The sequence below is a fragment of the Ensifer sp. PDNC004 genome, from assembly GCF_016919405.1.
Lineage (GTDB): Bacteria > Pseudomonadota > Alphaproteobacteria > Rhizobiales > Rhizobiaceae > Ensifer.
This window is the reverse complement of record NZ_CP070353.1, coordinates 51,313-70,479: the sequence shown is the minus strand read 5'-3', so window position 1 is coordinate 70,479 and position 19,167 is coordinate 51,313. Positions and strand designations below refer to the sequence as shown.

The 19,167-nt window shown below is 64.5% G+C and carries 19 protein-coding genes; 15 read left to right on the top strand and 4 right to left on the bottom strand.

Going from position 1 to position 19,167, the window contains the following annotated elements; all coding sequences use genetic code 11:
- Positions 1–49 precede the first annotated feature (49 nt).
- Entirely contained in the window at positions 50–1,501 is a 1,452-nt protein-coding gene (locus JVX98_RS08260; protein ID WP_205238275.1) for a LuxR C-terminal-related transcriptional regulator, read from the top strand.
- Positions 1,502–1,510: 9 nt separating this feature from the next.
- Here the strand turns inward: JVX98_RS08260 and JVX98_RS08255 are convergent, their stop codons facing one another.
- Both JVX98_RS08255 and JVX98_RS08250 read right to left on the bottom strand, forming a co-directional pair.
- A complete protein-coding gene (locus tag JVX98_RS08255) occupies positions 1,511–1,852 on the bottom strand; it encodes a PAAR domain-containing protein (protein ID WP_205238274.1) in 342 nt (113 codons plus the stop codon).
- A 55-nt stretch (positions 1,853–1,907) separates the two neighbouring features.
- Positions 1,908–2,702: a helix-turn-helix transcriptional regulator gene (locus JVX98_RS08250; protein ID WP_205238273.1), complete on the bottom strand. Its 795-nt coding sequence runs from the start codon at positions 2,700–2,702 to the stop codon at positions 1,908–1,910.
- Positions 2,703–2,864: 162 nt separating this feature from the next.
- Between JVX98_RS08250 and JVX98_RS08245 the strand changes: the two genes are divergently transcribed.
- The 7 genes from JVX98_RS08245 to JVX98_RS08215 all read left to right on the top strand — a co-directional run bounded on the left by JVX98_RS08245 (position 2,865) and on the right by JVX98_RS08215 (position 10,468).
- Entirely contained in the window at positions 2,865–4,469 is a 1,605-nt protein-coding gene (locus JVX98_RS08245) for an ABC transporter substrate-binding protein (RefSeq protein ID WP_205238272.1), read from the top strand.
- 75 nt (positions 4,470–4,544) lie between these two features.
- On the top strand, positions 4,545–6,539 hold the full coding sequence (locus JVX98_RS08240) for a CocE/NonD family hydrolase (RefSeq protein WP_205238271.1): 1,995 nt from the start codon (positions 4,545–4,547) through the stop codon (positions 6,537–6,539).
- A gap of 120 nt (positions 6,540–6,659) precedes the next feature.
- Positions 6,660–7,154 carry an HPP family protein gene (locus JVX98_RS08235; RefSeq protein ID WP_192446822.1) on the top strand — a complete coding sequence of 165 codons (495 nt, stop codon included), beginning with the start codon at positions 6,660–6,662 and terminating at the stop codon, positions 7,152–7,154.
- Complete coding sequence (locus tag JVX98_RS08230; RefSeq protein ID WP_205238270.1) at positions 7,151–7,717, top strand: TetR/AcrR family transcriptional regulator; 567 nt, start codon at positions 7,151–7,153, stop codon at positions 7,715–7,717. The genes JVX98_RS08235 and JVX98_RS08230 overlap by 4 nt, the downstream gene beginning before the upstream one ends.
- Positions 7,718–7,879: 162 nt before the next feature.
- Positions 7,880–8,344, top strand: a complete 465-nt coding sequence (locus JVX98_RS08225) for an SRPBCC domain-containing protein (RefSeq protein WP_192446824.1) — start codon at positions 7,880–7,882, stop codon at positions 8,342–8,344.
- Positions 8,337–9,935 (top strand): MFS transporter, encoded by a 1,599-nt coding sequence (locus tag JVX98_RS08220; RefSeq protein WP_205238269.1) that lies wholly within the window; start codon positions 8,337–8,339, stop codon positions 9,933–9,935. Before JVX98_RS08225 ends, JVX98_RS08220 begins: the two co-directional genes overlap by 8 nt.
- 113 nt (positions 9,936–10,048) lie before the next feature.
- Positions 10,049–10,468 carry a GFA family protein gene (locus JVX98_RS08215; RefSeq protein WP_205238268.1) on the top strand — a complete coding sequence of 140 codons (420 nt, stop codon included), beginning with the start codon at positions 10,049–10,051 and terminating at the stop codon, positions 10,466–10,468.
- A 12-nt stretch (positions 10,469–10,480) separates the two neighbouring features.
- Here the strand turns inward: JVX98_RS08215 and JVX98_RS08210 are convergent, their stop codons facing one another.
- Positions 10,481–10,882 carry an ACT domain-containing protein gene (locus JVX98_RS08210; RefSeq protein WP_205238267.1) on the bottom strand — a complete coding sequence of 134 codons (402 nt, stop codon included), beginning with the start codon at positions 10,880–10,882 and terminating at the stop codon, positions 10,481–10,483.
- A 199-nt stretch (positions 10,883–11,081) separates the two neighbouring features.
- On the opposite strand from JVX98_RS08210, the gene msrA reads away from it, so the two are divergent.
- Positions 11,082–11,762, top strand: coding sequence for a peptide-methionine (S)-S-oxide reductase MsrA (gene msrA, locus JVX98_RS08205; RefSeq protein ID WP_205239403.1), 681 nt, complete (start codon positions 11,082–11,084; stop codon positions 11,760–11,762).
- 53 nt (positions 11,763–11,815) lie between these two features.
- On the opposite strand, the gene JVX98_RS08200 is transcribed toward msrA, so the two are convergent.
- Positions 11,816–12,742: an alpha/beta hydrolase gene (locus tag JVX98_RS08200; protein WP_205238266.1), complete on the bottom strand. Its 927-nt coding sequence runs from the start codon at positions 12,740–12,742 to the stop codon at positions 11,816–11,818.
- 171 nt (positions 12,743–12,913) lie between these two features.
- On the opposite strand from JVX98_RS08200, the gene lepB reads away from it, so the two are divergent.
- The 6 genes from lepB (at position 12,914) to JVX98_RS08170 (ending at position 19,146) form a co-directional block, all read left to right on the top strand.
- Positions 12,914–13,846 carry a signal peptidase I gene (lepB, locus tag JVX98_RS08195; protein WP_192446829.1) on the top strand — a complete coding sequence of 311 codons (933 nt, stop codon included), beginning with the start codon at positions 12,914–12,916 and terminating at the stop codon, positions 13,844–13,846.
- 103 nt (positions 13,847–13,949) lie between these two features.
- The gene (locus tag JVX98_RS08190; RefSeq protein WP_043624663.1) at positions 13,950–14,858 is read left to right on the top strand and encodes a LysR family transcriptional regulator; all 909 of its coding nucleotides are present in this window, start codon (positions 13,950–13,952) and stop codon (positions 14,856–14,858) included.
- 183 nt (positions 14,859–15,041) lie between these two features.
- The gene (locus JVX98_RS08185; RefSeq protein WP_205238265.1) at positions 15,042–16,202 is read left to right on the top strand and encodes an ABC transporter substrate-binding protein; all 1,161 of its coding nucleotides are present in this window, start codon (positions 15,042–15,044) and stop codon (positions 16,200–16,202) included.
- Between the two features lie 193 nt (positions 16,203–16,395).
- Positions 16,396–17,394: an ABC transporter ATP-binding protein gene (locus tag JVX98_RS08180; protein WP_205238264.1), complete on the top strand. Its 999-nt coding sequence runs from the start codon at positions 16,396–16,398 to the stop codon at positions 17,392–17,394.
- Entirely contained in the window at positions 17,391–18,341 is a 951-nt protein-coding gene (locus JVX98_RS08175; protein WP_192446831.1) for an ABC transporter permease, read from the top strand. Before JVX98_RS08180 ends, JVX98_RS08175 begins: the two co-directional genes overlap by 4 nt.
- On the top strand, positions 18,331–19,146 hold the full coding sequence (locus tag JVX98_RS08170) for an ABC transporter permease (RefSeq protein ID WP_192446832.1): 816 nt from the start codon (positions 18,331–18,333) through the stop codon (positions 19,144–19,146). The genes JVX98_RS08175 and JVX98_RS08170 overlap by 11 nt, the downstream gene beginning before the upstream one ends.
- Positions 19,147–19,167: the final 21 nt, after the last annotated feature.

The following is a 19,167-nucleotide window of genomic DNA, read 5'->3' as shown; positions in this document are numbered from 1 at the left end:
GCCCTATGTCGCCATTGAAAACGGCCCGGTCAGATGGCAGGAAGCAGCCATGAACCGTATCCCGACACCACAAGTCGCCACCGAAGCCTTGTCAGACCGCGAGCGCGCCGTGGCCGAGCGTTTTGCCGCCGGCCTGACCTATCGCGAAATCGGCGAGGCGCTGTTCATCGCGCCGTCGACCGTGCGCACGCATCTGGCGACGATCTACGGCAAGCTCGGCGTCCGCAACAAGATCGAGCTTGCCGCCGCGGTCGCGCAGATGGTGGCCGGCAGGACGGCAACGCAAGCAGTCGCGCCATCGCGGGTGGCTGAGCCGGCCTCACCGACACTCGCGGTCTTCCCCATCGAAAGCCTCAATCCGGAGGAGCGCTGGCACCGTTTTGCAGATGGATTGTCATCCGACATCTGCGTCGATCTCGCGCGCTTCGCCGATCTGCCCGTCATCGCCTTCCATACGATGAAGCTGCTCGGCAACAGGCCCGAAAGCTTCGAAGACCATGTTCAGGCGGTTGGCGCCACATATGCCATCACCGGGCAGCTGCGCGCCGACGACCGGCGGGTCCGCCTGACGATCCAGCTTTCAGACACGCGCAGCGGCATGACGCTCTGGAGCGAGCGCTACGAGCGCACGATGGAAGACGTGCTGACGCTGCAGGACAGCCTCACCGAAAGCGTCATCAACGTGCTCGCCGGCTGCTTCGGCACGCTGGCGGCCATCGGCCGCAAGGCGAGCCGGCAGAAGCCGCCGGGCAGCCTGCAGGCCTATGACTACTTCCTGCTTGGCGTCGAACAGCACAATCGCTTCAGCCCCGACGGCAACGCCGCCGCCATGCAGTTGCTCACCCGCTCGATCGAACTCGATCCGACGCGCGCACGCGCCTGGACGGAGCTTGCCTACGCCCATTCCATACAGGCAGCCAACGGCTTCGGCCACGACCTCGAAAGCGCAAGAAAGAACTGGCGAAGCGCCGCCGAGGCGGCGCTGCGGCTCGATCCGACGGATCCGGCCGGCCATACCTGCATCGGCGATTTCAAAGCCTGCATCGGTGATCTCGCCGGTGCTGCGGAGGCCCACGCCCGAGCGCTCGAATATGGCAGGAACAACGCCGATACGCTGGCGCTGCTCGCAGGGGCCAAGGCCCTGATCGTCGGCGATCCCGCCGATGGGATTCCCTTCATCGAGCGCGCCCTCTCGCTCAACCCGCTCGGCCCGCCCTGGTACCATGGCATGTTCGGGCGCGTTCTCTTCGTTGTCGGGCGCTATCGCGAATGCCTGTCCGCGCTTGAGAAAAGTTCGCAGGAATCGCCCAATACACTGATGTTCCAGGCGATGGCGCATGCCTACCTTGGCGAGATGGGTGAAGCGGCAGAGGTCGCGGCGCGGCTGCGAACCCAGTTCCCGTCGTTTACGGTCGAGGGCTTCGTTGCCGGCTATCCGATCTCCAATCCGCCGGCGCTTTCGGCCGTTCGGGAGGGTGCCCGGTTGGCGCGGCTCGACTGACGACAGCCTTTACTTCTGCCGGCAATCGACGTCGCCCACCCGCTGCGCCGCCTCGCCCTCGAAGGTCACCGTCGCCTCGCCCTTGGCCGTGCAATCGCCCTTTTCGCCGCTGCCGGCGCGGAAGTGCACGACAGGCTGGCCCTCGATCATGATGCTCGGCACGACCTCGTAAAGTTCCGGCGGGCAATTGGCGACGTCGGAGAGCCTGAGCGCCGGCTGCCCGCCGATCGTCACGCTGGAAGCACCCGAAAGCGCACAGGAAGGGATCGGCGCCCGTGCCTGCTCGGCCTTTGCCGGTGACATCGGCAAGGCGACGCACAGGCCGGCGATGGCGGCCACAACAGATTTCATTGACCCCTCCTCAATCTTCCCGTTTCGGCGGAACCTACCACATGGCGATGCCGTCTCAATATTCGGTCGGTATGCTCAAGAGCTCGGCATCGGGCGTATCGAGGAAGGCCCGGACCGTCTGCGGCAGGTGGCGCGAACCGAAGGACAGCACGCCGCAGCGCGAAAGCATCTGCCGCAAGTCCGGCTGTTCCCCGAGCGAGCGCCAGATCATCCGCGATGCGTAAGGCAGGTTCTCCTTGCGCCAGGAGACTCCCATGGTGGTGCCGCGCAGATAGACGCGCTGGTGCACTTCGAACGGCAGGAGGATCGTCTGCGCCAGCATCGGCTCCCGCCCGATGCTGCGCTCGGCGATGAAGATCCGGTTTCGCCAGAGAGTAACGAGGCCGACATATTTCGAGAACTGCTGGATCTCGTTTGCGGGATCGCGGATGCGCTCGATCGATTTCACCCGGATCGAGCCCGCCTCCTCGTAGATCCGCGCGCAGGAGCAGACGACGAGCCCCGGCCAGGAAAGCGACACGTGATAGGTCTGATAGTAGCCTATATGACGCCTGAGGCCGGCGATGTCGCCCGGAAAGCCCTCAAGCAACAGGCCGGCATCCGAGCGATCCCGATCCGGCCGCGTCATGCGCGCCTCGAACTGTTTGGCCGGCAACGCGAAGTCTTCGGCGGAGAGCCCGAAGAAGCGGGCAATGCGCGCGACATTGTGCGCCGATGGCCGCGCCTCGCCGCCGATGTAGCGGTTGAACTGCTGCCGGTTGATGCCGATTTCGCGGCAGATCTGCGAGATCGACCGTCGCGTCGCACAGGCAAACTTGAGATTGATGGCGAAGATGTCGATGTCCTGCACGATGCTTTCCGAACCCTATTTCATGCGCTTCCGATCCCTGTCGAACCGGAGGCATTCAGGTAGCGTAAAAGAGCGTAAACAAGCGTCAAGTCGCGAAATTGTGTGCCGGTCGGCAAACGCTAGGTTTTCCCTAACAAGCATCACTCCAAAGGGAACCCTAGAATGAGCGAATTCACCAAGCGTCCTGACGGCCTCCTTGTCCCGGCGAGCCTTTCCTCGACCGGCCTCAGCCGGCGCGGCTTCCTGGCCGGCACCGCAGCATTGGGCCTCGCGGCCGGTTTCGGCGGCACATTCGCCGCCACCGACGCAAGGGCTGAGCAGCCGAAGCGCGGCGGTCATCTGAAGCTCGGCCTCAAGGGCGGCGCCACGACGGATTCGCTCGATCCGGCGGCCTATAGCGGTTCCGTCTCCTTCGTCATCGGCCACCTCTGGGGCGACACGCTGGTCGAATCCGATCCAAAGACCGGCGCGCCGCTGCCCGCACTTGCCGAATCCTGGGAGCCTTCGGCCGATGCGTCGCAATGGACCTTCAAGATCCGCAGCGATGTGAGCTTCCACGACGGCAGTAAGCTGACGGTTGCCGACGTCGTCGCCACGCTGAAGCGCCATGCGGACGAAGGCTCCAAGTCCGGCGCGCTCGGGCTGATGCGCTCGATCAAGACGATCGAGGAGAAGGCAGGCAGCCTGGTTCTGACGCTCACCGAAGGCAATGCCGACCTGCCGCTGCTTCTGACCGACTACCACCTGATCGTCCAGCCGAAGGGCGGCGTCGACAATCCGGCCTCGCCCATCGGCACCGGTCCCTACAAGCTTTCAAGCTACGAGGCTGGCCTGCGCGCCACCTTTGAAAAGAACGCCGACGACTGGCGCTCCGACCGCGGCTTCGTCGACAGTGTCGAGATCATCGTGATGAACGACACGACGGCGCGCATCGCAGCTCTTTCGTCCGGCCAGGTGCACTTCATCAACAACATCGACCCGAAGACCGTGCCGCTCCTGAAGCGCGCCCCGCGCGTCGAGATCCTCAGGACCTCCGGCAAGGGCTTCTACAGCTTCCTGATGCATTGCGACACCGCGCCCTTCGACAACAACGACCTGCGGCTGGCACTGAAATATGCAGTCGACCGCCAGGCAATCCTCGACCGGGTGCTCGGCGGCTTCGGCACGCTCGGCAACGACTATCCGGTCAACGGCAACTATGCGCTGGCGCCTGAGGGCATCGAGCAGCGTACCTATGACCCGGACAAGGCCGCCTTCCACTTCAAGAAGTCCGGCCACGACAGGCCGATCCTCTTGCGCACCTCCGACGCCGCCTTCCCCGGGGCTTCCGACGCCGCCGTGCTCTTCCAGGAAAGCGCCAAGAAGGCCGGAATCGAGATCGAAGTGCGCCGCGAGCCGGAAGACGGCTACTGGACCAATGTCTGGAACGTGCAGCCCTTCTGCGCCTCCTATTGGGGCGGAAGGCCGACACAGGATTCGCGCTACTCGACCTCCTACCTCTCGACCGCTGAGTGGAACGACACGCGCTTCAAGCGCGAGGATTTCGACAAGCTGTTGCTTCAGGCCCGCTCCGAGCTCGACGAAGCCAAGCGCAAGGAGATGTATCACACCATGGCGATGACGGTGCGCGACGAAGGCGGGCTGATCCTGCCGGTCTTCAACGACTACGTGAACGCCGCCTCCGCCTCGCTCAAGGGCTTTGTCGACGACATCGGCAACGACCTCTCGAACGGCTATGTCGGTAGCCGCGTCTGGTTCGACAGCTAAGCCATTGCGATGAAAGCCGGACGCGGGTTCGCGTCCGGCATTTCCCGAGAAAACAAGAGAGATCGTTAGAACCACATGTCAGAACGCGAATTCACTGTCATCGAAAACGAATGGATCCGGCTGAAGGACGGCACCGAGCTTGCCGCCCGCATCTGGATGCCCGCCGGCGCTAAGGCCGATCCGGTTCCGGCCGTGCTCGAGTACCTGCCCTACCGCAAGCAGGGCGGCACGAGCCTGCGTGACGAGTCCACCTACCCCGTCTTTGCCGCCGCCGGCATTGCCGGCGTCCGCGTCGACATTAGAGGCTCCGGCGAAAGCGAAGGCGTGATTGACGGCGAATATACGCCGCGCGAGCTTTCCGACGGCTGCGAGATCGTGGAATGGATCGCCGCCCAGCCCTGGTCCAACGGCAAGGTCGGCATGATGGGCATCTCCTGGGGCGGCTTCAACTGCCTGCAGGTCGCGGCCTTGAAGCCGCCGGCGCTGAAAGCCGTCATCTCCATCGCCTCCACGGTCGACCGCTACAACGACGACATCCACTACAAGAACGGCTGCCATCTCTCCGCCCAGCTGTCCTGGGCGGCGACGATGCTCGGCTACCAGTCGCGCTCGCCGGATCCCGCCATCGTCGGCGATCGCTGGAAGCAGATGTGGATGGAGCGGCTGGAGAAAGAACCCTTCTTCATGGAAGAGTGGCTGGAACACCAGCGTCGCGACGAATTCTGGCAGCACGGATCGATCTGCGAAGATCTCGACAGGGTCGGCATCCCGGCGCTGGTCATCGCCGGCTGGGCCGACGGCTACCGCAACACGCCCTTGAAGGCGGTCGAAGGCCTTGGCGACAGGGCCAAGGCGCTGATCGGCCCTTGGGTGCACAAATACCCGCATTTCGCCTTCCCGAAGCCGCGCGCCGATTTCCATGGCGAGGCGATCCGCTGGTGGAACCGCTGGCTGCGCGACGAGGAAAACGGCGCCGAGAACGGGCCGCAGGTGCGTGCCTATATCCTCGACGGCCCGCGCCCGTCGCTTCGGCGCGACAGCGATCCCGGCCGCTGGGTGGCGAAGGACGCCTGGACCGCACCGGAAATGCAGCTCTTCGGCGTCTCGCATGACGGACGGCTGACGCCATCTGCCGGCGGCACCGGCATCGGCGAGATCTACCTGAAATCGCCGCTCGATACCGGCACGGCGTCCGGCGAGTACTTCACGCTGAAGCCCGATGCCGAAATGGCCGGCGACCAGCGCATCGACGATGCCGGCTCGCTTGTCTTCGAAACCGCGCCGCTGCTGGACGCCGCCGACTATCTCGGCCAGCCGACGCTGACCGTCGACGTCACCTGCCAGGCGCCGACCGCCAATCTCGCCGTGCGCCTCGTCGACGTGCATCCGGACGGTGCCGCCACCCGCGTCGCCTTCGGCGTACTCAACCTTTCGCACCGCGACGGCAACGCCCAGCCACGCACCATGGAGCCCGGGCGCAAGACGCGCATCACGCTTGCGCTCGATGCCTGCGGCTACCGCTTCCGCGCGGGAAATCGCATCCGCGTCTCGCTCTCGACCTCCTATTGGCCGCTGATCCTCCCCACCCCCACCGACCCGGGTCTTTCGATCGACACAGCAAGCCTGTCGCTCGCCCTGCCGCTGCTGGGCGCGCACAAGGAGATCGTCGTGCCCGAGCCGGAGAACCCCGATCCGCTGCCGAAGTATCGCGAGCTGACGCGCGGTATTTCGAGCCGCACCGTCGAGCGCGACATGACCCACGGCATGACCCACTATCGGATCTACGAGGACACCGGGCTCTCCGAACATCCGGATACGGGCCTTGCCACCCAGGACGTGCGCGACGAGACCTGGTCGATCGCACCGGACGACCCGCTGTCGATGATCGGCACTTCGACATGGACCTGCGTCGCCAAGCGCGAGGGCTGGTCGGTGCGCACCGTCGCGACCTCGACGCTCCACTGCACACAGAACGAGTGGATCACCGAGGCCGAGGTCGCCGCCTACGAGGGAGACACGCCGATCTTCGAGAAGCACTTCAAGAAGCGCATCCCGCGCGATTTCATGTGAGCGGCACCCACGGAGCGGGCCGGCGGCCGATCGGCGCCACGCCCGGTCCGGCGGCCCTGTCTTGACATCGTCGGCACATAATTGTACCAATCGGTAAACAATTGACCGATTGGTACACAAATGCGCCATTTCTTCTCGCGTCATCAGCCTCCCGTTCATATCAACCGTGGCCTGATTGCCGGCATCGGCGGCCTCGTCGCCATCGCCGCCGTCGGCGCGCTGACAGGCCTTGTCGGCCACCCCATGCTGATGGCGCCCTTCGGCGCCAGCTGCGTGCTGATCTTCTCCGTCACGGCAAGCCCGCTGTCGCAGCCGGCCAACGTCGTCGGCGGCCACTTCGTCGCCACCCTCGTCGGCCTGGTCCTCAGGTCAGTCTTTCCGAATGAGTGGTGGGCGGTGGCGATCGCCGTCGGTGCAGCGATCGCGCTGATGGCGGCGTTGCGCGTCACCCATCCGCCGGCGGGCGCCAATCCGCTCGTCGTCTTTGCCGCCGACCCCGGCTTCGAATTCCTGCTCTTCCCGGTGCTGACCGGCTCGCTTATTCTCGTCGCCGTTGGCGCGCTGTTCCACCGCTTCGCCAAGGTCGAGTATCCGCTGGCGAGGAAACCCGCATGAGCCGCGTGGTCACCGAGCGAAAGGATGTCATCGCCATGCTTGCGGAAATCTTCCGCGAGCACGGCTATGACGGCACCAGCCTCAGCCTGATCACCGAGAAGACCGGGCTTGGCAAAGGCAGCCTCTACCACTTCTTCCCGGGCGGGAAGGAGGAGATGGCCGAGGCCGTGCTTGGCGATATCTCCGCCTGGTTCCGCACCCACATCTTCGAGCCGCTGCGCAATGCGGAAGACCCCGCCGCGGCGCTGGATGCAATGTTTGCCGCCGTCGACGGCTACTTCCGCCAAGGCAGACGCCTCTGCCTGATGGGGGTGATCGCGACCAGCGGCGCCCACGACCGCTTTGCCCGCGAACTCAACCGCTATTTCTCCGACTGGCGCGCCGATCTCGCCGCTACGCTGGAACGCGCCGGCACGCCCGCTGCCGAGTGCGAAGGCCTTGCAGAGGAAATCGTCGGCGGCATCCAGGGCGCGCTGATCCTTGCCCGCAGCCTCGAGGACCCCGGTGCCTTCGGGCGGGTGCTGACCCGCCTCAAGGCGCGGTGCCTCACGGTATCATCGTAAACCAGGCGACCAGGCTTCCACCCCTCGCCCAAATTGACAAAAATCAGATCGTCGCTTGAGCCAGCCTTGACAATCGCCTTTGCGCGCGGATATTAACCGATAAGTTAAATAACTCTACGGTTAAAGACTGGGCGCATTGGGGCGCCCAGAGGAGGAGGATTCATGACAGCGGCGACCGCAAACGCAGCACGCAAGGATATCAGCTTGGAAATCGTGCGCGACTTCGAGGCGCCGATAAACCTCGTCTTCAAGGTCTGGTCGACGCCGGAGCATCTGTTGCGGTGGTGGGGACCGCGGGATTTCACGCCGCATTCGGTCAACATGGACTTCCGTCCGGGCGGCGCGTGGCGCGCCTGCATCCGCTCGCCCGAAGGCCAGGACTATTGGATGAGCGGCATCTTTCGCGAAGTGCGCGCGCCCGAGAAGCTGGTCTTCACCTTCGCCTGGGATGAAGACGGCGAGCCCGGCAGCGACACGCTGATCACCGTTTCCTTTGCCGATATCGGCGGCAAGACGCGGCTCACCTTCCAGCAAACACCATTCGAGACCGTCGAAGAGCGCGACTCGCACCAGGATGGCTGGGGCGAGTGCCTCGAGCGGCTCAGGGATTACGTCGACCATGTCTGAGATTTCGAACCTTCAAACCGAAAACGCGCCCGGTCCGAAGGCGACCCGGCGCGAGTGGATCGGGCTCGCCGTGCTGGCGCTGCCCTGCATGCTCTATTCCATGGACCTGACGGTGCTGAACCTCGCCGTCCCGCAGCTTGCCGAACAGCTCAAGCCCTCGGCCGCCCAGCTTCTCTGGATCATCGATATCTACGGCTTCATGGTCGCAGGCTCGCTGATCACCATGGGCACGCTCGGCGACCGCATCGGCCGCCGGCGGCTGCTGATGATCGGCTCTGTCGCCTTTGGCCTGGCGTCGATCTTCGCCGCCTTTGCCTGGAATGCCGAGACGCTGATCATCGCGCGTGCCGTGCTCGGCGTGGCGGCGGCGACCCTTGCGCCCTCCACCCTCTCGCTCATCCGCAACATGTTCCTCGACGATCGGCAGCGCACCTTTGCGATCGGGGTGTGGATCGCCAGTTTCTCGGCCGGCGGCGCCATCGGCCCCGTGGTCGGCGGGCTGATGCTGTCGCAATTCTGGTGGGGCTCGGTCTTCCTGCTCGCCGTGCCGGTCATGGTGCTGATCCTCATCCTCGGCCCGATCCTCTTGCCGGAATTCCGCGACCCCGAGGCCGGCCGGATCGACCTCGTCAGCGCCGCCCAGTCGCTCGTCGCCGTGCTTTCGGTGATCTACGGCATGAAGCACGTTGCCGAGGCCGGCTTCGATACCATCGCGGCCTTCTTCATCCTGCTCGGCATCGTCGTCGCGATCCTGTTTGCGCGGCGCCAGCTCCGTCTCGCCGACCCGCTGATCGATCTGGCCCTGTTCAGGACGCCGGCCTTCAGTGCCGCCCTTGGCGTCAACATTCTCGGCCTCTTCGTCGGCTTCGGCGCCTTCCTGTTCGTGGCGCAGTACCTGCAGCTGGTGCTCGGGCTCACCCCCTTCGTCGCCGGTCTCTGGTCCGTGCCGACGGGCGTGGCGATGATCGTCGCGTCGATGACCGTGCCGATGCTTGCCACCCGTTTTGCCGCCTCAAACCTGATTGCAGCGGGCTTCGTGCTGACGGCGATCGGCTTTGCCATCTGCACCCAGGTCGGCACCGAAAGCAGCCCGCTGCTGGTGACGACCGGTCTTGTCGTACTCTGCCTCGGCTTTGCCCCGGTCGGCACGCTGACGACGGATATGATCGTCGGCTCGGCACCGCCGGAGCGCGCCGGTGCCGCGTCCGCCATCTCCGAGACCAGCTTCGAGTTCGGCGGCGCGCTCGGCATTGCCGTGCTCGGCAGCCTTTTGACCTCGGCCTATCGCGGCCGCATGGACCAGCTGGTGGTCACCGGCCTGCCGGAGGAAACCGTTGCCGCCGCCCGCCAGACACTCGGCGGTGCGGTCGCCGTGGCTGCCGACCTGCCACCTGCAGAGGCAGAGCGGCTGCTGACGGCGGCGCGCGACGTCTTCACCCAGTCCTTCGCGTTCACCGCCTCGATCTGCGTGCTGCTATCGCTCGGCACCGCACTCATCGCCTTCCTGCTCCTGCGCAAGGCCAGCGATGACGGTGACGGCAAGGCGCAGGTGGCCGCCGACCAGCCGGCGCATTCGGGCAACGCGGGATAACGGCGCCAGACGCCAGACGCCAGACCGGAAACGCAAACTAGCGCAGATCTCAAGCGGCGCCGGCCACTCGGCCAGCGGGTGGTGATCTGCGCCCAATCCCAGGGAGGAAACCGATGAAGAAGCTCTATCTCGGCAGCTGCCACTGCAAGGCTGTCACCTTCGAAGGCCAGCTCGATCTTGCCGAGGGCATCCGCCGCTGCAACTGCTCCTTCTGCGCCAAGACGCGCATGCAGAAGGCCTTCGCGCTGCGCGAGGAATTCGAGATCACGTCAGGCACGGACCGGCTGACGAGTTACCGGGCCGACAATTCGAGCTGGATCGTGGGCGACGTCGATCACTACTTTTGCAGCCGCTGCGGTGTCCGGCCCTTCTCGCGCGGCTACCACAAGGATTTCATCGGCCACTTCTACGCGGTCAATGTCGCCTGCCTCGATGGCGTCAGCGACACGGAACTCGCCGCGGCGCCGATCATCTATGAAAACGGTCGCGACGACGACCACTTCAACACGCCCGCTGACACGCGCTTCATGTAGGCGCGGCGCCTGTCAGGCGACGGTCAGCGCCCGGAGCGCATCGAGCGCCCGCTCGGCATCCTCTTCCGGCACGAAGATATGGTCGTGGTAATAGGCGGCGATCACATTGGCGCTGATGCCCTCGCGCGTCAGCGCCGCAGAAACGGCGGCAGTCAGGCCGACCGCCTCGAGCGCCGAGTGCACGTTGAGCGTGATGCGCCGCAGCAGCGGGCCGTAGCCAAGCCCCGCCCCGTCGGCGGCAGCGCGGGTAACGACCAGCGTCAGCCCTTCGTCCTCGCGATAGGTGGCAAGCGGCTCCAGCGCCTCGTAGCGCGCCGCGTCCCGATAGGCGACGGTGCAATAGACATAGGTCTGCGGAAACAGCACCGGGCTCATCGTCGCCAGGAGTTTCGCGAGATCCGTTTCTCCAGCCATGGCATTGCCCCCTGCTCTCGGCGCCTCATATCCGTCCCGTGGTAGCGGATCGTCACGTTGGCGTGAAGCACGCGATCGCGATTTGACCGTTGCCAATCCCATGAAAACATGAGGTCATCGAACGTCCCGCGCTGAAGCCGGACGATGGGAGGACGCGATGGCGCGCAGCAAGTCGGCACAGATTGCAGGCAGACCTTTCATGAACCTGGCAGCGGCAGTCTTTGCCGCGCTGATGGCATCGGCGCCGGTCGCCGCCGCACAGGAGCCGGCCGTCTCCATTCCGCCGCCTTCGCTCGACGAGAAATCATCCGCATCGACGGAAATCGCCGTCTTCGCCGGCGGCTGCTTCTGGGGCGTTCAGGGCGTCTTCCAGCACCTCAAAGGCGTGAAGAAGGCCGTCTCCGGCTATGCCGGTGGCACGGCGGCAACCGCCGACTACGAGACGGTGAGCGGCGGCAAGACCGGCCACGCGGAATCGGTGGAAGTGACATTCGATCCGCGCGAAGTGACCTATGGCCGGCTGCTGCAGGTGTTCTTCTCCGTCGCCCACAATCCGACGCAACTCAACTATCAGGGGCCGGATCATGGTCCCCAGTATCGCTCGGCGCTCTTTGCCGTCACTGATGAACAGGAGCGGATCGCCGATGCCTATATAGACCAGCTCGGCAAGTCTGGCGCCTTCCCGGCGAGGATCGTCACGCAGGTCTCGCCCTTCAAGGGATTCTACGCCGCCGAGGACTATCATCAGGATTTCCTGACCCGAAACCCGACCCATCCCTACATCGTCTATAACGACCTTCCGAAGATCGAGAACCTGAGGACCCTGTTCCCTGACGCCTTCCAGGCAAATCCGGTGCTGGTGTTCAAGGCGAAGAGCTAGAGCCGTTCCAGCCGACCCGACGGTTCGGCGCTGCCGCGCCCGATGCCAGCGCGTCAGCGCGTTCCGACGAGAACGGTAATGCCTTCCGCCAGCCGGCGGAAGCCGTCCCGCGCGCCCTCGCTCATATGCCGCGCCCTGAGCCAGGCATGGATCATCTGCGGCTCCTCGCGGAAGGTGACGTTGACGCCGGCGGCCGCAAGCCGGGCGGCATAGAGGCGGGCATCGTCGCGCAAGGGATCGAAGAAGGCGCCGGTGATGTAGCTCGGCGGCAGGCCGGAAAGGTCCGTTTCCGCCAAGGGGGCGGCGAAAGGATTGTCAGCCGGCGCCTTCAGGATATCGCGATAGTAGCTGACATCGGCGGTCGTCAGCCCCGGCGCCTCGGCCATTTCCTCGTAAGATCCCGAGACGAGATCGCCGCCAAGGCCCGGATAGATCAGCGCCTGGCCGACAATGCCCTTGAGACCTTCCGCCCGAGCCTTCAGAATAATGCCCGCCGTCAGGTTTCCGCCGGCGCTGTCGCCGGCAACGACAACAGGACAGCCATCGGACAGCAATTCCTTCAGCACCGCGTAGCAATCGTCGAACGCGGCCGGCCAGACCTGTTCGGGCGCCAGGCGATAATCGACCGAAACCAGTTCGGCGTGGGCGAAATCGGAGAGTTCGGCGCAGATCGCATCATGGCTGTCGAGCGAGCCGACGACAAAGCCGCCGCCGTGGATGTAGTAGATACGCGCCTCGGTCGAAACCGTTGCCGGCGTGTAGTGCCGGATCGGGATGCGGCCATCGACGAGCGTGTCTTCGCGTGTAAGCCCTTTCGGGCTCGGCGCATCGAATTCGGCGCAGAGCGCATCGTACCATTTGCGCTGCTGATCGATCGAGGCATCGACCGCATCGGCCGGATAGAAGTCCTCGCAGCGGCGATGGAAAGCGAGGATACCGGGCTCGCTCGGCATCGGTTTGGCGCTTGCCCTGTTGTCCATTTCACGTCCTCGCTCGATCAAGCGGCATCACTGGCATTCACGTCACGGGAGCAGGTCGGCTCAGAATTTGCGGGGTTGATAACACCACCCCCTGCAATTACTGATTTAGATTTAGACCTCCTACCTACAATCCGCTCCGATTCTCTGTCCCGTGGTGTCTCCATGAAAGTATTGCAGGCCTTTCGCAATCGCCATCCTGTTTGCGCCGTATTGATCGGCTTCTTCGTCGCGCCGGCTATCATGATGGCCTATCTCGGGCGCTGGAAGCTCGCCCTGTTGTATTTCGTGGCGGAGGTCGCGCTGTACTTTGGTGGATCCTGGGCGATAGCGGTAGCCTCCGGTACCGGCGACGCGACGTGGCTGGGGAGCCTTGCGCTGCTGGCATTCCGGGTTCTCGGCGCGATGCACGGCTATCGGCTCGCCGGCGGGCTTCCATCGGGTCACGCCTTTCCCTGGTATGCCCGTTGGTACAGCCTCGTTCTGATCTTCATCGCCGCACCCATCGCCTTCACGTCGCTGCTGTTTCAATTTTTCAGCATGCCGGCGAATTCGATGTACCCGACGCTTCAGCCCGGCGACCGTGTCGTCGCGAACAAGTTTGCCTATGGCTACGGCAAGTTCTCGCTTCCCTTCAGAAGTGGGCCACAATCGAAGATCTTTGCGCGCAAGCCGGAACGGGGTGATCTCGTTGTTTTTGCCAGCCCGGGCCAGCCCGACATCGACTACATCAAACGCGTCATCGGCTTGCCCGGCGACAAGGTGCAATTGAGGGGTGGCTACCTTTACATCAACGGACAAGCTGCGCCGAAGCAGCAAATAGAAGTGCAGCAGAGTAGCGACGTCAGGGACGGCGCGTTCGCAATCTATAGCGAGTCGCTGCCCAACGATCGCGCCTACCGCCTGGCCGAAGACAAGCCTGTCGCCGACACGCCGGAATTCATCGTCCCCGACGGCCAATATTTCGTGCTCGGCGACAACAGGAACCGCAGCATCGACAGTCGGCACGACATCGGTTTCGTTCCCGAGGACAACATTTTTGCGAAGGTCGCCCTGGTCCTGTTCAACGACCGCGATGGTTTCGACCGCTTCGGATGGGTGAACTGACGCAAGCCAAACAAAGCGCGGCGTCACGGCGACCGACGGCGCCGCGCAAACGAGCAAGGTTCACCCGCTTGCCAGCCGCGCCCCACACCTATTAACTCGCGCCATGGCCTTCACTTTCAGACAGTTGCAGTATTTCGTCGCCGTTGCCGAACAGGGGTCGATTACCCGTGCGGCGCAGAACCTGTCGATCTCGCAATCCTCGATCACCGAGGCGATCAAGGAGCTCGAAGGCGATCTCGGCGTCGAGCTTTTCGACCGGCACCCGCGCGGCCTGTCGATCACCCATAACGGCCACCAGTTCCTGCGCCACGCCACCAAGATCCTCTCCAATGTCTCCGACGCCCGCCGCAGCTTTTCCGACAGCCGCGAGGAGACCGGCGGCAAGCTCAATCTCGGCGTCACTTCGCTCGTTGCGGGCTATGTGCTTTCCGATCTGCTTGCCCGCTACCGCCGCGCCTGCCCCGGTGTCGAGGTCAGCGCCATCGAGGACAACGGCTCCTATCTCGAACATCTCCTGATCGGCGGCGAACTCGACGTCGCCGTCATGGTCATCTCCAACCTGCGCGACCGCATGGCGCTGCAGGCGGAGATCCTCGAGACTTCGCCCTATCGCCTGTGGCTGCCGATCGGCCATCCGCTCGTCAGTGCCGATATCATCTCCGTCAGCGATATCGCCAAGGAACCGCTGATCATGCTGACGGTCGATGAAATCGAGGAGAACACCGGCAAGCTTTTGACCGCACTCGGTGCCCGCCCGCATGTCGCCTTCCGAACCCGTTCGGTCGAAGCGGTGCGCAGCCTGGTCGCGACCGGCGCCGGCATCGCGCTCCTGCCCGATCTCGTCTACCGCCCCTGGTCGCTTGAAGGCGACCGCATCGAAAGCCGGGACGTCTCCGGAGCCCTTCCCGTCGTGCAGGTCGGCATGGTCTGGCGAAAGGGTTCCGGCCTGCCACAATCGGCGCGCGATTTCGTCGGTATCGCCGAGGCGCTCCGAAGCGCCAGACCGCGCTAATTCATTAAATTTATTAGTCTTCTCCCGACACTGGCCACACCTTTGGCGTGCCGGTGGATGACCGATATCGGAAAAACCGAAAGCGACATTCTGTTTAATGAATTTGCGAATACGGTGAAATGAAGGCACGCTTCATCCTGGGAACGAAGCCGCAAAACGCGGCTCAAAACTGGGAGAATTCAGATGAAGCAGATGCTCAAATCCTGCACGGCATTGACCCTGTCGCTCGGCCTTGTCGCCCCGGCCTTCGCGCAGGAGCCGCTGAAGGAACTCGGCAAGGGCGAAGGCGAACTCTCCATCGTCGCCTGGGCCGGCTACATCGAGCGCGGCGAGACTGACAAGGCCTATGACTGGGTCACGGATTTCGAAAAGCAGACCGGCTGCAAGGTCTCGGTCAAGACCGCCGCCACCTCGGACGAAATGGTGGCGCTGATGAACGAAGGCGGCTTCGACCTCGTCACCGCCTCGGGCGACGCCTCGCTGCGCCTCGTCGCCGGCAAGCGCGTCCAGCCGATCAATACCGACCTCATCCCGAGCTGGAAGACCATCGACGAGCGCATGCAGAACGCGCCCTGGTACACGGTCAACGGCGTTCATTACGGCACGCCTTACGTCTGGGGCCCGAACGTGCTGATGTACAACAAGGACGCCTTCAAGGGCGAAGCGCCTAAGAGCTGGAACGTCGTCTTCGAGGAAATGAACCTGCCCGACGGCAAGTCCAACAAGGGCCGCGTCCAGGCCTATGACGGCCCGATCCACGTGGCTGACGCTGCCAACTACCTGATGGCGCACAACCCGGAACTCGGCATCAAGGACCCCTACGAGCTCAACGAAGACCAGTACAAGGCGGCCCTCGAATTGCTGCGCGGCCAGCGCAAGCTGGTCGGCCGTTACTGGCATGACGCGATGATCCAGATCGACGACTTCAAGAACGAAGGTGTCGTCGCCTCGGGCTCCTGGCCGTTCCAGGTCAACCTGATGGAAGCCGAGAAGCTGCCGATCGCCTCGACCATTCCGGAAGAAGGCGTGACCGGATGGGCCGACACGACCATGCTGCATGCCGATAGCCAGCATCCGAACTGCGCCTATATGTGGATGGAGCACTCGCTGTCGCCGAAGGTCCAGGGTGACGTCTCCGCCTGGTTCGGCGCCAACCCGTCGGTCGGTGCGGCCTGCAAGGGCAACGAACTCCTGACCGATGCCGGCTGCAAGACCAACGGCTACGAGGACTTCGACAAGGTCAAGTTCTGGAAGACGCCGGTGACGAAGTGCGCAAGCCAGGGTGAATGCGTGCCCTATCACCGCTGGGTCTCCGACTATATCGGCGTGATCGGCGGCCGCTGAGCCGTCGGACCTATCGCAAGCATTTGCCCCTCACCCTGACCCTCTCCCCGCACGCGGGGAGAGGGAACGCCCCCGGCCAAACCGCAGGGCGTGAACCTGAGGCAAGACACCCGCCGCACGTCCCCTTCGCCCCGCCTGCGGGGAGAAGGTGCCCGGCAGGGCGGATGAGGGGCCACATTTCCGGAGCCAGACAATGACCACCGCCGTTCTCTTCGATAATGTTTCCCGCCATTTCGGCGCCGTGCGCGCCGTCGATGGCGTGAACCTCGAAATTGCCGAGGGCGAGTTCTTCGCCATGCTCGGCCCCTCCGGCTCGGGCAAGACCACGTGTCTGCGCCTGATGGCCGGCTTCGAGCAGCCGACCGGCGGCCACATCGAGATCTTCGGCGAAACGGCCGAGGGCGTGCCGCCCTATCGCCGCAGCGTCAACACCGTCTTCCAGGACTATGCCCTCTTCCCGCATCTCTCGATCCTCGACAACGTCGCCTACGGGCTGATGGTCAAGGGCGTCGGCCGCGAAGAACGCCGCAAGGCGGCCGAGGACGCGCTCGCCATGGTCAAGCTGCCGGGCTATGGCACCCGCCGTCCAGGCCAGCTCTCCGGCGGCCAGCGTCAGCGCGTGGCGCTTGCCCGCGCGCTCGTCAACAAGCCCAAGGTGCTGCTGCTCGACGAGCCGCTCGGCGCGCTCGATCTGAAACTGCGCGAGCAGATGCAGGAGGAGCTGAAGAGCCTGCAGAAATCGCTCGGCATCACCTTCGTCTTCGTCACCCACGACCAGGGCGAGGCGCTGTCGATGGCCGACCGCATCGCCGTCTTCAACGATGGCCGCATCCAGCAGCTCGGCAGCCCGGAAGACGTCTACAAGCAGCCGAAGACGCGGTTCGTCGCAGACTTCGTCGGCTCGTCCAACGTGCTGCCGCAAAAGCTCTGCCAGCGGCTCGGGCTGAAGGCACCCTCCGCCAGCCTGCGTCCCGAGGCGATCGTCCTCGCCCAGCCGGTAGATGGCGCGCTCAGCCTGTCGGGCACCGTCTCGGCCCACAGCTTCCTCGGCGCCGTCAACCGCGTCGTCGTCGATGTCGATGGCGCCCGCGTTGCCGTTGCCAGCCCCGCAGCCCTTGCCGTGCCCGCGCTCGGCAGCCCCGTCACCATCAGCTTCGCCGCCAACGAGCTGCACCCGATGGAGGACGCATGACCGCCTTTGCCGAACCCCTCGTTTTGCCTGAACGCCGCGGCCCCGCCGGCCGCCTGTCGGACTTCTTCTGGCGTCACCCGCACCTGCTTCTGACGCTGATGCTCGCGCCGCCGCTGCTCTGGCTCGGCGTCGTCTATCTCGGCTCGCTCTTCGCGCTTCTGCTGCAGAGCTTCTTCTCAATCGACGATTTCTCGGGCCTCATCAATTACGAGTTCACCTTCGCGACCTATCGCCAGCTCTTGAGCGAGACCAATCTCGACATCATCCTGCGCACCGTCTTGATGGCCGCGACCGTCACCGTCGCTTCCGCCATCATCGCCTTCCCGATCGCCTATTATGCCGCGCGTTATGCCCAGGGAAAATGGAAGGTGCTCTTCTATCTCGGCGTCATGCTGCCGCTCTGGTCGAGCTATCTGGTCAAGATCTACGCCTGGAAGCTGATCCTCGCCAAGGAAGGGATCCTCACCTGGATCTTCGGCAAGCTGCACCTGCTCTGGCTGCTCGACGGCTGGCTCGCGCTGCCTATCGTCGGCGGCAACTCGCTCTCCGTCAGCTACACCGGCACCTTCATCGTGTTCGTCTATGTCTGGCTGCCCTTCATGATCCTGCCAATCCAGGCAGCACTGGAGCGCGTGCCCGGCAATCTGATCGAGGCCTCCTCCGACCTCGGCGGCACGCCGGCGCAGACCTTCCGTTTCGTGCTGTTTCCGCTGGCGCTGCCCGGCATCGTCGCCGGCTCGATCTTCACCTTCTCGCTGACGCTCGGCGATTACATCATCCCGCAGATCGTCGGCTCGTCGCGCCTCTTCATCGGCCAGGCGGTCTACGCCCAACAGGGCACCGCCGGCAACATCCCGCTCGCCGCCGCCTTCACTGTCGTCCCGATCGTCATCATGGGCGCCTACCTGTTCATGGCCAAACGCATGGGGGCCTTCGATGCGCTCTGATCGCCTCAACCGCTCGCCGATGGGCCTGAAGCTCGCGGCCGCCGCCGGCCTCGCCTTCCTGCACCTGCCGATCCTGCTGATCTTCCTCTACGCCTTTACAACAGAGGAAAAGAGCTACCAGTTCCCACCGCCGGGGCTGACGACGCAATGGTTCGCCGTTGCCTGGAACCGGCCCGACGTCTGGGCGGCGCTGACGCTCTCGGTCAAGGTCGCCTCGATCGCAACCGCGGTCGCCCTGGTGCTCGGCACGCTCTGTGCGGCCGCCGTCAGCCAGACGCGCTTCTTCGGCCGCGAGACGGTCTCGCTGCTGGTCATCCTGCCGATCGCGTTGCCCGGTATCATCACCGGCATTGCGCTGCGCTCCGCCTTCTCGATGGCCGATATTCCGTTTTCCTTCTGGACCATCGTGCTCGGCCACGCGACCTTCTGCATCGTCGTCGTCTACAACAATGCGGTCGCGCGCTTCCGGCGGATTTCCGGCTCGCTGATCGAGGCCTCGATGGACCTCGGCGCCGACGGCTTCCAGACCTTCCGCTACATCATCCTGCCCAACATCGGCACGGCTCTGCTTGCCGGCGGCATGCTCGCCTTCGCGCTCTCCTTCGACGAGGTGATCGTCACCACCTTCACTGCCGGCCAGCAGTCCACGCTGCCGATCTGGATGCTCGAAGAGCTGATCCGCCCGCGCCAGCGCCCGGTGACCAATGTGGTTGCCATGGTCGTGGTGCTCGTCACTTTCCTGCCGATCCTCGGCGCCTACTACCTCACCCGCGACGGCGACCAGATCGCCGGCGCCGGCAAGTAACTCGACTTTCAAGGGAGAACA